Source organism: Sphingomonas sp. Leaf21, from assembly GCF_916858675.1.
Lineage (GTDB): Bacteria > Pseudomonadota > Alphaproteobacteria > Sphingomonadales > Sphingomonadaceae > Sphingomonas.
In genome coordinates this window covers 37,714-52,924 of sequence record NZ_CAKASM010000007.1, presented here as the reverse complement: position 1 = coordinate 52,924, position 15,211 = coordinate 37,714, and the positions used below count along the sequence as shown (strand labels likewise).

At 64.9% G+C, this 15,211-nt stretch carries 10 protein-coding genes; 5 read left to right on the top strand and 5 right to left on the bottom strand.

Going from position 1 to position 15,211, the window contains the following annotated elements:
• The first annotated feature begins 2 nt into the window (after positions 1-2).
• Complete coding sequence (locus LRP66_RS08345) at positions 3-1,517, top strand: efflux transporter outer membrane subunit (RefSeq protein WP_230482036.1); 1,515 nt, start codon at positions 3-5, stop codon at positions 1,515-1,517.
• Between the two features lie 4 nt (positions 1,518-1,521).
• The gene (locus LRP66_RS08340; protein ID WP_230482035.1) at positions 1,522-2,163 is read left to right on the top strand and encodes a TetR/AcrR family transcriptional regulator; all 642 of its coding nucleotides are present in this window, start codon (positions 1,522-1,524) and stop codon (positions 2,161-2,163) included.
• Positions 2,164-2,217: 54 nt separating this feature from the next.
• On the opposite strand, the gene LRP66_RS08335 is transcribed toward LRP66_RS08340, so the two are convergent.
• Positions 2,218-5,124 (bottom strand): TonB-dependent receptor domain-containing protein, encoded by a 2,907-nt coding sequence (locus tag LRP66_RS08335; RefSeq protein WP_230482034.1) that lies wholly within the window; start codon positions 5,122-5,124, stop codon positions 2,218-2,220.
• Between the two features lie 351 nt (positions 5,125-5,475).
• On the opposite strand from LRP66_RS08335, the gene LRP66_RS08330 reads away from it, so the two are divergent.
• Entirely contained in the window at positions 5,476-6,129 is a 654-nt protein-coding gene (locus LRP66_RS08330; protein WP_230482033.1) for a PAS domain-containing protein, read from the top strand.
• 325 nt (positions 6,130-6,454) lie between these two features.
• Here LRP66_RS08330 and LRP66_RS08325 read toward each other — a convergent pair whose 3' ends face one another.
• The gene (locus tag LRP66_RS08325) at positions 6,455-6,844 is read right to left on the bottom strand and encodes a type II toxin-antitoxin system VapC family toxin (protein ID WP_230482032.1); all 390 of its coding nucleotides are present in this window, start codon (positions 6,842-6,844) and stop codon (positions 6,455-6,457) included.
• Entirely contained in the window at positions 6,841-7,083 is a 243-nt protein-coding gene (locus LRP66_RS08320) for an AbrB/MazE/SpoVT family DNA-binding domain-containing protein (protein WP_230482031.1), read from the bottom strand. Before LRP66_RS08320 ends, LRP66_RS08325 begins: the two co-directional genes overlap by 4 nt.
• A 216-nt stretch (positions 7,084-7,299) precedes the next feature.
• On the opposite strand from LRP66_RS08320, the gene LRP66_RS08315 reads away from it, so the two are divergent.
• Positions 7,300-8,376: a tyrosine-type recombinase/integrase gene (locus LRP66_RS08315; RefSeq protein WP_230482030.1), complete on the top strand. Its 1,077-nt coding sequence runs from the start codon at positions 7,300-7,302 to the stop codon at positions 8,374-8,376.
• Between the two features lie 209 nt (positions 8,377-8,585).
• On the opposite strand, the gene LRP66_RS08310 is transcribed toward LRP66_RS08315, so the two are convergent.
• A complete protein-coding gene (locus LRP66_RS08310) occupies positions 8,586-10,793 on the bottom strand; it encodes a TonB-dependent siderophore receptor (RefSeq protein ID WP_230482029.1) in 2,208 nt (735 codons plus the stop codon).
• A gap of 362 nt (positions 10,794-11,155) precedes the next feature.
• Here LRP66_RS08310 and LRP66_RS08305 point away from each other — a divergent pair, with 362 nt between their 5' ends.
• Complete coding sequence (locus LRP66_RS08305) at positions 11,156-12,112, top strand: YihY/virulence factor BrkB family protein (RefSeq protein ID WP_230482028.1); 957 nt, start codon at positions 11,156-11,158, stop codon at positions 12,110-12,112.
• Here LRP66_RS08305 and LRP66_RS08300 read toward each other — a convergent pair.
• On the bottom strand, positions 12,076-14,985 hold the full coding sequence (locus tag LRP66_RS08300; protein ID WP_230482027.1) for a TonB-dependent receptor: 2,910 nt from the start codon (positions 14,983-14,985) through the stop codon (positions 12,076-12,078). The genes LRP66_RS08305 and LRP66_RS08300 overlap by 37 nt on opposite strands.
• Positions 14,986-15,211 lie beyond the last annotated feature (226 nt).

Sequence of the window (15,211 nt, the reverse complement as noted above, 5' to 3'; positions counted from 1 at the left end):
CGATGATCCGTTCCAAGTCCGCGCTCGCCCTGCTGGCGGCCAGCGCACTCGCCGGGTGCAATCTCGCCCCCAAATATGTCCGCCCGGTCGGCGCCGTCCCGGCGACGCTGCCCCAGGACGGCATCTATCCCGCCGCGGCGTCAGACGCCCCCGATGTCACCAGGATCGGGTGGCAGTCCTTCTTCACCGACGACCGGCTGCGCCGGACGATCGCGCTGGGGCTGGAGAATAATCGCGACCTGCGCATCGCGGCGGCCAATGTGCTGCAGGCGCGGGCGCAATACCGGATCCAGCGGGCGGACCTCGTCCCCTCGACCAACCTGTCGGGCTCGGCGACCTATACCAACAATATCCAGGGGGCCACGGGCGCGCTGGGCGGCGCGGCCGGGGGCGGCACCGGTGCCGGTACGGGCACCGGGACCGGAACGGGGGCTGGCGCTGGCGCGGGGGGCGGCGGCCTTGGCGTCGGGGTCGGGTCTTCGTCGCCCAATCTGCAATTCTACTCGGTCAATGCCGGCTTCTCGGCGTTCGAGCTCGACCTGTTCGGGCGCGTCCGCAACCTCAACCGCGCCGCGCTCGAGCAATATTTCGCGACCGAGGAAGCCCAGCGCACGACGCGGATCAGCCTGATCGCCGAGATCGCGACCGCCTGGCTGACCTATGCGTCGGATCAGGACCAGCTTCGCCTGTCGCAGGAATCGCTCGAATCCTTCGGCAAGTCGCTCGAACTGACCCGCGCGCAGTTCCGGATCGGCGTCGCCTCCGAGCTGGAGGCGCGGCAGGCCGAGACGACCTATCAGGGCGCGCGCAACGACATCGCCGTACTCAAGACGCGGGTGGCGCAGGACAAGAACGCGCTCAACCTGCTGGTCGGCGCGCCGGTGGTCAACGAACTGCTGCCCCAGGGTCTTGGCAATGGCGGCGCGTCACTGCCGCTGCTGCCGACCGGCCTGTCCTCCGATATCCTGCTGCGTCGCCCCGACGTGTTGCAGGCCGAGCATCAGCTGATCGCGCAGAACGCCAATATCGGCGCGGCGCGCGCGGCGATGTTCCCGCGCATCTCGCTGACCGCGACGCTGGGTACGATCAGCACCGCGCTGAGCGGGCTCTTCGCGGGCGGCAGCTTCACCTATACCGGCGCGCCCTCGATCTCGCTGCCGCTGTTCGACGGCGGGCGGCTTCGCGGCAATCTCGACGTCGCGCGCGCGCAGCAGCAGGCGGCGGTCTCGACCTATGAGAAGACCGTCCAGACCGCGTTCCGCGAGGTCGCCGACGCGCTGGCGCAGCGCGGCACGATCGACGAGCAGATCGCGGCGCAGACCGGGCGGGTCGAGGCGGCGAACGTCGCGCTGAAGATCTCCGACGCGCGCTATCGCACCGGCGTCGAGTCCTTCCTGACGACGCTCGATTCGCAGCGTACCGCCTATTCGGCGCAACAGTTGCTCGTCACCACGCGGCTCAACCGCGAGAGCAACATGGTCGAGCTGTACCGCTCGCTGGGCGGCGGGCTGAACTGACCCGATGGGCGATCTGTCGATCTCCCCCGAGGGCGGTCGCGGTCCGGCCATGCCGATCGCGTCGCGCGGCCGACCCAGTGTCGAGCGCGCGGCGGAGATCGGCCAACGGGTCGTCGAGGCGGCGATCATCGCCTTTGTCGAGCAGGGTCTCGACATCTCGATCGAGCAGATCGCCCAGTCGGTCGGGGTCAGCAAGCAGGCGGTCTATCGCCGCTGGCCGAGCAAGATCCTGCTGCTGATGGACGTGATGGACCGGGTGATGGCGCAGATCCATCGCAACCTCGGCGACGACCTGCCCGCCGACCCGGTCGCCGCGCTGAGGGAAGTGTCCTGGCGCATGTGCCTGCCCGATGGCGGCGTGCGCGAGCGGAGCATGACGATCCTGATGGCGGAGGCGCTGAACGACGGCGCGATGCGCCACTGGCTGGGATCGTGGCGCGACAAGCATTTCGCCTTCTATCGCCACCATGTCGCAAACCTCGCCGGGCCCGACTGGTCGGAGGAAAAGATCACGACGCTGGCGAAGCTGCTTCACGACATGGTCGAGGGGGTAAGTCGCGAATCCTATTGGCAGGACCTGTCCGACCAAGACTGCGCCACACTGTTCGCGCGCAAGTGGGACGCGTGTCGGCCGCTGCTGTCGTAAGCCGAAAGGCGGGACACGACTTGCGGCCGGGAGATCGTCCCGGCCGCATTCCGATCAGAACTTGAACCCCAGTCGCGCATAACCGAACTGGCCTGGCAGGTCGTAGGTGGTGGGGTCGAACCCGCCGCAGCTCAGACAGTCGGGCGCCCGCTGGCCCAGGATGTTGTTGACGCCCAAGGTCAGCGTTAGCCGCTGCGACAGCCAGGGCATCGTCCAGCCGAACTGTGCGTCGAAATACAGGATCGGCTTCATCTCGCGATTGTCATAGGCCGGTTCGATGACCTTGCCGATATAGCGCCCGGTCAGCGAGGCAAGGAAGGTTTCGCTCGACCAGTCGATCGTCGCGACGCTCTTGAAGCGCGGATAGGCCTGATCGCCGCGCTCGGTGCCCTGGCGTTCCAACGTGCTGCTGCCGGTCGCGGTGGGCAATGTGGTCGAATATTCGAACAGGAAATTGCTCGCCCAGTTCATTCCGAACGTGCCCGCCCCCACGCGCGGGCTGCGGTAGATGAGCGTGATGTCGATCCCTTCGCTTTTCAGCGAAGCGATGTTCTGAAGCAGGCCACGGATTTGGGTTATCTGGCCGCTACCGGTCGACGACCGGGTGATGGCACCGCAACTGACCGCATCGCGCTGATTGATGCAATTGGCCAGCAGCACGTCCGCCCCGATCGACGCGATCGCGTCGTCCACCTTGATCGTATAGTAATCCGCCTCGAGGCTGAGCTGGCTCGCGAACCCGGCGTCGCGCGCCCAGCTCGGGCTATAGACGCCGCCCAGCACCCAGCTTTTCGACTTTTCCGGCTTCAACGCGCGGTTGCCGCCGGTCAGGATCGGCAGTTGCAATCCGTTCTGCACATAGTTGACGGGCACGCCCAGCGCGATGCAGTTCTGCCGCACCGTGCTGCTCGCAGGCAGGCTGGCCAGGCCAGAGCAGGGATCGATGACACCGCCGTCGAAGCGCGATGGGGTGCCGAACAACTCGCCAATGCTGGGCGCGCGGAAGCCCTGTGCCCAAGTGCCACGAAGGCGCAGATCCTCGAACGGCTTCCAGCTGAGCCCGCCCTTCATCACGGTACGGTTGCCGCTGGTCGAATAGTCCGAATAGCGCGCGGCGAACGACCCTTCGAGCAGTCGGAAGAACGGCACGTCCTTCAACACCGGGATGCTGAGCTCACCGTAGACTTCGTTGACATCGAACGCACCGGCGCTGGGCTGCGCGGGAATGTCGGAGCCCAGCCCCGCTGCGACGATGGCGTCGGGTTGAAACGATCCCGTCTGGCGGCGGAACTCGTAGCCGGTCGCCAGGCCGAGCGGCCCGGCGGGCAATTCCAGAAGCGTACCGGTCAGGTTGAGCGTGGCGTCGGTCATCGTCTGTTCGGACCGGTCGCGTTGGGTGAAGGTGACGTAGTTGATCATTGCCGGGGTGATCGATCCCGCACCACCGAAAATGTTGAACGGCACACAGGAACCCGTGCAATTCGCCACCGGCCCCAGCGCCAGCGCCAGATTGGCGGCATTCACATTGCCATGCGCCTCCTGCTTGGCATGGTTTTCGGCGTAGATGAGATTAGCATCCCAATACCAGGCGCCCCGGCCAATCGCGAACTGCCCATCGATGGTCGCCGACATGTACATGGTGTCGACCCGCTGGCTATAATGGCGGGGGCCGTTTTCAACGAAGCGACGCCCGATGAAACCATAATTGGCGGGCGTGCCGTTATTGCCCGCGCTGAGCGTGACGCCGAACGGGTTGAACGGGTTGGTCCGATCGATCGAGATGGTGTCGAGCAGATTGCCGTTGCCCGCATCGGGCCCGACGAACAGCGGCAGCGGCGCGGCCTGATTGTCCGAAGTGCGTCGGTTATAGATCAGCTTGGTGCTCAACCGGACATTGTCGGCAAGCTGACCGGTGAAGTTGACAAAGGCACCGACCCGCTCCTGCGGCGTCAAAAGATAATTATAGGGTCGGAAGTTAAACCGGTCGGCGACTGTGAACGACTTGAAGTCGCTGTTCGCGCCGGTGGGATCCGTTGGATCGAAGCGCGGCCGGGTGAGCGGATTACTTTTCAGCGTCAGGTTCATCCCCTCTCCGGTTACGGGATTATTGATGATGAACCGGCCATTCGGCGTGCCCGAACTGCAACTGGAGGTGCAGGCGGTCGCGCCCGGATCGGGGAAGGCATAATAAGGGCGGTCGCCCGCGAAGACGGAACCCTGGTTGATGTAATTGGCACCCGCGACGATCGAGACGCGATCGTCCTGCGTGCGATGGCCCCAGCTCAGCTGGTAATTCTGCGTGACGCCGTCCCCCTTGTCATATCCACCGAGCTGCGCCGTCGCGAGAAAGCCGTTCTGGCGCTTCTTGGTGATGACGTTGACAACGCCTGCGATCGCGTCCGAGCCGTAAATGGTCGAGGCACCGTCGCGCAGCACATCGACGCGCTCGATCATGCCATCGGGAATGGCGTTCAGGTCGACCGCACCGGGAATGCCGCTCGCCGCACTACCGTTAATGAAGCGCAGGCCATCAACCAGCACCAGTGTACGGCGACTGCCGAGATAGCGCAGGTCGATCTCTGCCGATCCCGCACCAACCCCGCCGCCATCGGGCGGATTGCCGTTATTGCCCGACCGATTGAAGCGCGAGTTCAGGCCGCCCGCCGCACCCGGCAACCGCTGCAGCACGTCGCCGATGGAGGAAAGACCGGTACGCGCGATATCCGCGCTGTCGATGGCCGTCAGTGGTGCACTCTGGTCCAACGGGTTGCGGCGGATGCGCGATCCCGTCACGACGATGGTGTCGTCGGTGGACGTCGCGCCCTCGCTTGCCATCGGTCCCGCCGCGCCACTGCTCGTCCCAGGATCGCTTTGGGCATGGGCTTGCGCCGCCAGAACGAGCGCGCTGGCCGCCGCGCCGGTCAGCGCCCATCGCCGCACGTGGCTCGATAGATATGCCATGATCTTTCCCCCTTATCTGGTCCGTTCGAACTCCTGTTCCTACTGCCTGCCCCCGGCGACCTCTCAGCGGATCGTCCGACTCCCTGTAATATTTGGTATACGATATCGTTTGCCGTAACTTGTCAACATGCCTCTCGGAATGCCGCTAAATGTGACATTTTGGCCGCCTGGACTGTACGCTGGCGGGGGGCTGTGTCCCGTCCTCGCATTGCGAAAAATTCGTTCCCGTAAGGGACATCACGAGGCATGATGCGGTATATTAAAGCACCGCTGCTTAGTGCGTATGCTAATCAGATCGCCAGACATCACGCCATCCGACAAGGCGGAGCTGGTAGAGGGGGAACGCGGGATATGCCGACAGCACATTGCGTTTCCACGCTCGACGGGTTCATCCTCGAGGCCGACAGCGCCTTTCTCGAACTGATCGGGCGTCAGCATCACGAGATCGCCGGTCTGTCGTACAAGGAGATCACCCATCCGGACGATCTCGACCGCAGCGGCGCGATGCTCGCCTCGCTGATCAAGCGCGCGGCGCCGGTCCGGTTGCAGAAGCGCTATATCCGGCCCGATGGGTCGGCGGTCACGGCCAATCTCTACGTCACCCGGTTCGCCGATCCCGACCGACTGGTCAGCACGCTGTTCTGGAACGAGGTCGGGCGCGACCTGCCACCCGCCAGGCTATGGGAAATGGCGCTTCGCGTGCGGCGGCTGCGTCAGGTGCGACGCGAGGAATTCGGCGTGCACGAGGCGATCAGCCCGCTCGGCGACATATTGAACAGCGTCTATCTGGCGGAGGCCGAGGGCCGGGTCGTCGGGCTCGCCGAGATCGCGCGCGAGAGCGAGTTGTCCCCCGCCATCGTCTCGCGCTGGCTCAAGCATCTCGGCGATCAGGGCATATTCGAAACCGGGCCGAACCGCGACGCCAATGTCCAGTTCACCCATCTCGGCATGTCCAAGATGGAGCGGATGCTAGCGTCCGCGTTTGACGTTCCGGAGTCGGACTGACTCGGCCTCGACCTGCTGGATGACGCCGTCCAGATGCGCGGCCGCGACGGGCAGACCAGTCTCGTCGAGGACGGTCAGGGCGGCGCGGAGCGATTCTACGACCGCTTCGAGACGTGCGACATCGGGCTGTTCCGAAACCATGGACGCTCCATAAAGGCATGTCCGCGCGCGTCTAACCCAAATCAGGTCGGGGTAAAGCGGAAAGTTACAGTATCACACGGGGGACCGCCACTCGGGGTAACCTTTGGGGAATCCCCCCTCCGTCCGGCCTGCGACCTGCCACCTCCGCGTACCGGGGGAGGAGAAGATGGAACGTCGCCCGCCCCTAGCGGATCAGCACCACCTTGGCGCCGACATCCGCGGCGATCTCCCGCCATGTCGGGTCGGCGGTATAGGCGGCGACGCCCAGCCTCCTGGCCAGCACCAGACAGACGCGATCGCCCAGCGACAGACCCGCCATGGCGGTCGCGGCGCGCAAACCGCCCGCTTCCCAGGCCAGCGCCTCGTCGACGGGAACGACCTCATAGGGTAACGCGCCGAGCATGGTGCGTATCTCGTCGAGCGGCGCGCCGAGACGGACGAAGTGGCCGACGATCTCGGCCTGGTTGATCGCGGAGACCGACGCGTCGGCGATGATGCTGGCGACTTTGGCCGCGCCCCATTCTCCCTTGAGCAGCGCCAGGATTGCCGACGCATCGAGGACGACGTGGGTCATTCGCCGCTGTCGCCGTGGCGATTGGCAAGGAAGGCCTCGACCGAGGCATCGGGATGCTCGGCGTAGCGCCTGGCAATGGCCTGCGCCTTCGCCACCGCCTGATCAACGGTACGTAGGATCACGCCGTCGTCGGTTTCCTCGACCAGCACCGCTCCGCCGCCTTCGAGCCCCAGTCGCTTGCGAATGCCGACGGGCAGACTCATGCGGCCGTTCGCGGTAATGTTTACCTGTATCGTCATATGGCTCTCGTTAAGCCGAATGGCTCACGGATTTCAACGTGGCATTCGTAGGTATCTATGGACAGGCCTCACCAACGGACCATTACACCCGATACGAGCCATATACCTTAATAGCGATAATTGTATTTCCCGCTAGAAAGGCTTGAAGATCCGCGCGGGACTGGATTACCCATTGCGAAGCGTCGATGGGCGGCGCTGGCGGTGGATCGGGCGATCATGGCGAGCGACGAAATTGACGGGATATTGAATGGCCCGGTCGTGACGGTCGATCACGCCGGATCGATCGCGCCCTATCTGCCCGAACTCGCCCCCGATGACCGCGAGCGCGTCGACGGCTATGTCGCACGCGCGTCGTCGGAGGCGACGCTTCGCGCCTATCGCTCCGACTGGCGGCTGTTCTGTGCCTGGTGCGACGAGCGCGGCTATCGGTCGCTCCCCGCCAGCCCGGCGACCGTCGCGGCGTTCGTCACGTTGCTCGCCGAGACGGGCTTCGCGCCGCGCGGGCAGGAATCGATGCGCGGCGGGCGCGGTCCCGAGGCCAAACCGCTCGGCCGATCGACCATCAGTCGGCGACTGGCCGCGATCGTCTTCGCGCACCGCGCGGCGGGGATCGACCCACCCACCCAGCAACCCGATGCCGCCCGGCTCGAAAAGGCGATGCGCGCGATCCGGCGCGAGAAGCGCGACGACCCCACCGCGCGGAAGCGTGCGGCCGATGGCGACGTGCTGCGCGACATGCTCCGGTCGATCCAGGGCGAAGATCTGCGCGCGCATCGCGACCGGGCGCTGCTCGCGATCGGCATGGCGGGTGCCTTTCGCCGCTCCGAGCTGGTCGCGATCACGGTCGGGCGCGTCACCGAGGATGCGCGCGGCCTGCTGATCCGCGTCCCGACCTCGAAGACCGATCAGGAGGGCAAGGGGCATAGCGTCGCCATCCCCGACGGCCGTCGCCTCGAGCCGGTACGCCATTACTGCGCCTGGCTGGAGCGTGCGGGGATCGACCATGGCCCGGTCTTCCGCAAGCTGACCCCGCAGGGACGGCTGACCAACCAGGCGATGAGCGCGCAGGGCGTGGCGCTGGTGGTCAAGGCGGCCGCCAGCGCGGCGGGCTATCCCCCCGCGCTCTTCTCCGGCCATTCGCTACGCGCCGGATTCCTGACCGAGGCGGGGCGGCAGAACGCTAACCTGTTCAAGATGCGCGAACATAGCCGCCATGCCTCGATCGACATGGTCGCCGAATATGTCCGCGATCACGAACGCTTCCGCGAACATGCGGGGGAAGGCTTTCTGTAGGGCCGAACGACATTCAGGCTGACCGGCCCTTATTCCTCCCCTGCAAGGGGAGGGGGACCAGCGAAGCTGGTGGAGGGGTGTCCCCGGTGGTGGTTCCATCCTGACATCGCCGAGCGGGACACCCCTCCGTCAGGCCTTCGGCCTGCCACCTCCCCTGCAAGGGGAGGAATGGCGTGAATGTCGATCGGGCACAGGGTGCGCCCCGCCGGTCAGAACCGATAGCTCGCGCTGACCGTGAAGTTGCGCGGCTGTCCGTACCGATATTGGCTGAACGAACCGACCTGGCTGAAATAGGTCTTGTCGAGGACGTTCTCGACATTGGCCTGGAGGTTGAGATGGTCGCTGACGGCAAGCCGCGCCATCAGGTTGACCACCGCGAAGCCGCCCTGCTCGAACCGGAACGGCGTCGTGGTGCCGGGAACGGTGCCTAGCGAATAGGCCGCACTGCGATAGTTGACGCCGCCTCCGAAGGTCAGGCCCCCCATGACCTGCGGCACGGTATAGGTGGTGAACGCCTTCAACAACCGGCGCGGCTGGTCGGTATTGGCGTCGACGCCCGCGGCGTCGCGCGCGGTGAACTGGCTATAGCCGACATTGATGTTCCAGTTGGGCAGCGGGCTTCCGGTAGCTTCGACCTCGAACCCCTTGCTGACCACGCCGTCCGCCGCGCGATAGGGCTGGAAGGGCAAGGGCGTACCGGGCCGGGTGATCGGGGCGCCGTCGATCTGCGCGAGATTGTCCTGCTCGATGCGGAACAGCGCGACCGAGGTCTGTAGCGCCTCGTGGAAGAAGGCGCTTTTCAGACCGATTTCATAGGCCTTGCCCCGGATCGGATCGAGCTGGACGAAATCCCGATCGCGCGCGTTCTGCGGCTGGAAGATCGTCGTATAGCTGGCATAGAGCCGGTGGTTCGACGTGATGTCGGCGAGCGCGCCGACATAGGGAATGACGACGTTCCCATTGCCGTAATTCTGCTGCACGCCGTAAGCCTCGCCACTCTGGCGATAGGTCGCGACGCGCCCCCCGCCGATCAGCTTCAGCCAGTCGGTCGGGTTGAGCCGCAGCGCGCCATAATAGCCGATCTGGCGGATACGCTCCTGCTCATTGACCGCCCCGGTCTGCGCGAAGCCGGGGAAGGGATAGGAATTGGCGTTCCAGTTGATGAAGTCTCCGGCGGGTGGGAAGAGGAAGGAGCCGGGCGCCCCCAGTTCGTTGAGCGGCGCATAGCTCACCGTCTGCCGGTTTAGCTCGCTGTTCAGATAGCCGAGCACCAGATCATGGTCGCGGCCGAACAGCGACAGCTTGCCCTTCAACTGCGCGTCGTAGCTGTTCTGGATGCTCTCGCCATTGGCCGAATAGGGATTGCTGGCCAGTCCCAGGCCTGTCGTGCGATCGACATTGCCGTAGAGATAGAGGATCCGCGTGAACTGCGTGTTGCGGAACCGGTTGTAATTGCCCGTCAGGCTCCAGCCTCCGCCGAAATCATGCGCGAGCGTCACGAAGAAATTCTGGTTGACCGTCGTCCAGGTGGTCCAGGGCTGCGCGGTGCTCTTCGAGCGGTCCCAGATCGCGATGCTGCCATCGCTGTAGAAGGTGGGCAGGCTGCCCCAGAAGGCGCCATGCGGTTCGTTGCGCTGGTGGCTGAACCCGATCCGCAGCAGCGTGTCGTCGGTGACGTCGGCGTCCATGACGCCGTACAGGGCCAGTTTCTTGTTGCTGTAGAAGTCGGTGAAGCTATTCCCCTCCTCATAGCGCCCGACCCCGCGCACGCGCAGACGGCCATCGGCGGTGACCGCCCCGCCGACATCGCCTGACAGGCGCCAGGTGTCCCAACTTCCACCGGCCGCCTCGAGATAGCCACCCCATGTCCGCTTGTCGGCATGCTTGCGCACCAGGTTGATCGACGCCGAGGGATCGCCCGCGCCGCTGAGCAATCCGGTCGCGCCGCGCACGATCTCCACCCGGTCGTAGATCGAGACATCGGCGATCGTCTCGCCCCGATCCCCGCCCAGCGCCCAGGCGGTCGGGACCCCGTCGATCTGCGTGTTGCGGATCTCGAAACCCCGCGCGAAGAAGGAGTTGCGCACGTCGTCGGTCTCGTTGACCGCAACGCCGACGCCATTCTCGATCACGTCGCGGACGCTGGTCAGATTCTGGTCGATGATACGCTGCGCGGTGACCACGCTGACCGACTGCGGCGTCTCGCGGATCGTCAGGCCAAGCCCCGTCGCGGTGTCGATACGGTCGGGCAGGGTATAGCGGCCGCGCACCAGGATTTCCTGTTCGTGGCCCGCGCGCTCCTCCGCCGTCTTCCGGAGTGCGGCATCGTCGCGATCGGCCGTCACCGTCTGTCCGATGGCAGGCGCGGTCAGGGCGATCAGCGCCGGTCCGACAAGAAGCGAAGTTCTAAAATGCAAGATGATTCCCCCGGTCGTTCGTCGCCCGCCACGCGAACGGCTGTCCCGGTCCCCCTACATATCGTGATAACAGCTCGCAATAGCATAAATGCTGCAAGCCTCAGAGATTTCGGACGAAAGCTGGTCAGGCCCGCTTCCCTCCATTGCCCGCTGCCGGGGATGCCCGGTCCCGGACGCACACAGGACCGCTCGGCTACGCGAGTGTTTCCCCGGGAAACGCACCGCGCCAGCCTGGCGGCGTTCGGCATGGACCGATCCCGGCGAGCATGAGTTTGTTTTTCGAAGGGAAAGCAAATGGCTACGGAAATGGGGCAGGGGATAGGGGCAATCTGCCGGATCACCACCGACGGGCAGGTGCCTGCGTGACGGTCGCGGATCATCAGGCTGGCGAGGGCGCCCATTCGCCGATCCAGGTTCCTGCCCGAGGCTGGCTCGCGGTCGGCCAGCGTGTCTGGCGGGAGGTCGGTCGTGACAATATCGGCATCATCGCGGCGGGCATCGCCTTCTATGTCTTCGCCGCGATCGTCCCGACGCTGGCCGCCGTCGTCCTGAGCTACGGCCTGTTCGCGGATGGCGAAACCGTCCGCCAGAATGTCCAGGCGGTGTTCGCGTCGCTGCCGCGCGACGCCGCCTCGATCATCACCGACCAGTTGCTGACCGTGGTGGAGAGCGCCAAGGACAAACAAGGCATCGGGCTGGCCGTCGCGCTGATCCTCGCCTTATACGGCGCGACCAAAGGGTCGTCGGCGATCGTCACGGGCCTGAACGTCGCCTATGATACGCCGGAAACGCGTGGCTTCGTCCGGTTGAACCTGTTGCAGTTCGCCATCGTCGCGGGGGGTGTGCTGACCATCTTCCTGGCGATGGGGACGACGATGCTGCTGGCCTTCCTCAACGGGTTGATCCCCGGTGCGCCGGGCATCGTCCTGACCGCGATCCGGCTGGGCGGCTATCTGCTGCTGGCGCTGGTGGTGGTGACGGCGGCCGCGGTCCTGTTCCGCTACGGCCCCGATCACCGGCATCCGCGCTGGGTCTGGCTGTCACCCGGCGCGATCGGCGCGACGCTGCTGTGGCTGGCGGGGACAGCGGCGTTCGGATTCTACGTATCCCGTTTCGGCAATTACGGCGCGACCTATGGCTCGCTGAGCGCTGTGATCGTCACCCTGACCTGGCTGTGGCTGAGCGCCTATGTCTTCCTGCTAGGCGCGGAGCTGAACGCCGAACTCGAACGACAGGTCGATGGTGAGGGGCCCGTTCCCGAGGAGAGCGGGCCCCTCACCGATCACTCGCCGAAGCGGAAGCGGAAGCCCACGCCGTAATAGCGGCCCTCGTCGCGGATATCCTGGGTGTAGCGGAAGCCGTAGAAATCGGTCGTGAAGTCGCGGAAAGGCTTGGCGAGCAGGTTGGTGCCGTCGACGCTCAGCGTGAACTGCTTGTTGACGTCATAGCTCAGCGAGAAGTCGAGGCGGCTGATCGGCAGGGTGCCGTTCACCGTCTGGCGGTTGTTGATGTCGGTGCCATAGTAGTTCACGAACTCGGACCGGCGATTGTAGGACAGGCGGCTGGTGATGCCGTTGCGCTCGTAGAAAAGCGAGGCGTTGTAGGTCCATTTCGACAGGCCGGTGATCGGCACGAACGGGCCATAGGTGAAGCTGTTGCTGTTCTCGGTGAAATTGGGCGTGCGGTTGGTGCCGTCGAGATAGGTCACGTTGCCCTGGAAGCCGAAGCCCTTCAGGTCGCCGGGAAGAAAATCCAGGAAGGTCTGGAAATTGGCCTCCGCGCCGAGGATATGGCCCTGGCCCGCATTTTCCGGCCGGTTGAGCTGGATGAAGCCGTAGCGCGGATCCTGCACGAACCGGGTATAGTTGCTGATGAAGCCCGACAGGTCGCGGTAGAAGACCGCGCCGCTGACGAAGCCGCTGCGCGAGAAATACCATTCCAGGCTGGCATCGTAATTGTGCGAGGTCAGCGGCTTCAGATTGGGGTTGCCGCCCGAGCCGTTCGCCGTGATCCGGTTGAACGGATTGTTCGGGTCGAGCGGCTGGCTGGGATCGCGGACGACGGTGGTGATGTTGACCGCCGGATTGAGCTGGCCGAAATCGGGCTTTGTCCGGGTGAAGGTATAGCCAAGCCGCAGTTGCAGCTTGTCGGTGAACTTCACCCGCATGCTGGCATTGGGCAGGATGTCGAGATAGTCCTGATGCAGCGCCTGCGGCGTCAGCGTGCGGACGCCGTTATTGTAGATCTGCGACACGCCCGAATAGAGCCCGTTGGTGATGACCGCGCGGACGCCCGCCAGCCCGTCGACCTCGAGCGAGCCGATGTTGAAGCCGTATTTGCCCTGCGCATAGGCGGTGTAGGTCTTCTCGTTGGCGTGGAACGTGCCCGAGGGGTCGACCGGCACCTGGTCGCTGGCGAAGAGCGTCTGCGCATTCTTGTATCCGCTGTCGTTGGGATTGAGCGCGACGAGCTGTGCCAGCGCCTGGCGCGACAGCGCGCGGAGCTGCGCCTGGCCGCCATCGATGTCGCCGTAAGGATAGCTGAGATATTGGGTGAAGCCCTGATCGCCGCCACGGAACGGGTTGCCGGTCAGGCCGAGCTGGCCGATCCCCAGACTGCTGAACGGAATCTGCAGATTCTCGGTATAGGCATAGCGGTTGGACGAGGCGTAATCGGCCAGACGCGTGGTCAGCCGGTAGCCCATCTGGATCTTCTTCAGGAACGGCAGCGGATCGGTGTCGAGCGACACGTCGCCTCGCCACTGGAAGCCGCTGCCCGAGGTCCGGTAATAGGCCTCGTAATAGCCGCGCCAGACATATTGCGACGGGTCGGTTACGGTGAAGCCGGGCAGGCTGAACGCCGCACCGCCGTCGCTGAGGAAGTCGGCCTTGACCGTCTGCGGCCCCTTCAACGCCGAATCCAGACTGTGCGTATAGTCCGAGTAGAAGCTGGTCGTATAGGCGAAGTCGGTCGACAGCGTGGCGCGCCCCGTCTCCCACCGCGCGCCGGTGGCGATCTGGTAGGTGTTGGTCTGCGCCCGGTCGGTCGAGCGATAGGCCTGCTCGCGATTGCCGCCGGTCTTGGTCAGGCTGCGCACGTCGTTGGTGCCGTTGACCAGCACGACGTCGCTAAGCTTCGGGTCCAATCCCCGCAGGTCATCGGACCAATTGTCGGTATAGCCCTGGCCGCGATAGCCTTGGTAGATGCCCTCCAGATAGACCTGGGTGTCGCTGTTCGGCGCCCATTGCAGCGCGAAGTTGGCCGAGGGGCGCCAGCGCTTGCCCGCCGGATTGTAGAGGCCGACGCTGTAGGGATAGCGGATCGTCCCCGATGGGGTCGGGGTGATGACCGAAGCCGGGCTTGAATCGGTGATGTTGGTATCATTGTAGCGGATCGCATTGTGATATTGCGACTGCGCATAGCTGGCATTCAACAGCAGGCCGATCTCGCCGATGCCGGTGTTCCACCGGTCGGAGATCAGGATGTTGCCGTTGGGGTCATATTTGCGGCTCTGGTCGTTATAGGTGCCGCGCACGCCCCCCGCGACGACCAACCCCTTGAAATCGAACGGACGCCGCGTGCGGACATTGACCAGGCCCGCCAGGCCCGGCTCGATCAGGTCGGCGGTGCCCGACTTGTAGATCTCGATCCCCGCCAGCGCCTGGGCCGGGAAGTCCTGCAACTGGCTGCGGCGCAGTTCGGCGGTGAAGAATTCGCGCCCGTTATAGGTGGTGGCGACGTCGGGAAGGCCGCGGATCAGGACGCCGCTGACCTCGTCGCCATAGCGGTTGACCTGCACGCCCGCGACGCGCGCCAGGCTTTCGGCGGCCGTGTCGTCAGGCAGCTTGCCGATATCCTGCGCGACGATCGCGTCGAGGATCGCGTCGGAATTGCGCTTGATCGACGCGGCGGTGGCCAGGCTCTGGCGAAGGCCGGTGACGATGATGTCGCCATCGGACGAGCCGCCCGCCGCATCGGCGACCGGGCCGCTCGGCGCGCCGGGGCTAACGGCGGCCGCTTCCTCGGTCTGGCCTTCGACCACCTGATCGGTGACGGCGGCCTTTTTGTGGGTTTTGGTGGCGGCGCGGTCCGCCGTCCGATCCGGTGTCCCGGTCTCAGCCTGGGTCTGTGCCTGGGCGGCGGTCGCCAGTGCCAAAGGCGCAACAGACAGCATCAGCGCAATACGCTTCATAGACCCCCTCCTCATGACGCGAGCCTTTCCAAGGCCGCTTATTTGTCTGACTTAGTGTCGCTGCCGGAAGAGGCGGTCAACGAACAAAAGTTTCATGGTTACGTCACATTGGTAGGTGTTTACCTCTTTGGACACACCCCTTCATGTGCAGATTGGGGGGATATCAAAGTAGCGGATCATTTCCGCTCTTATGAAAATCCGACAAATAGGCGAGCCCTGCCCTGCC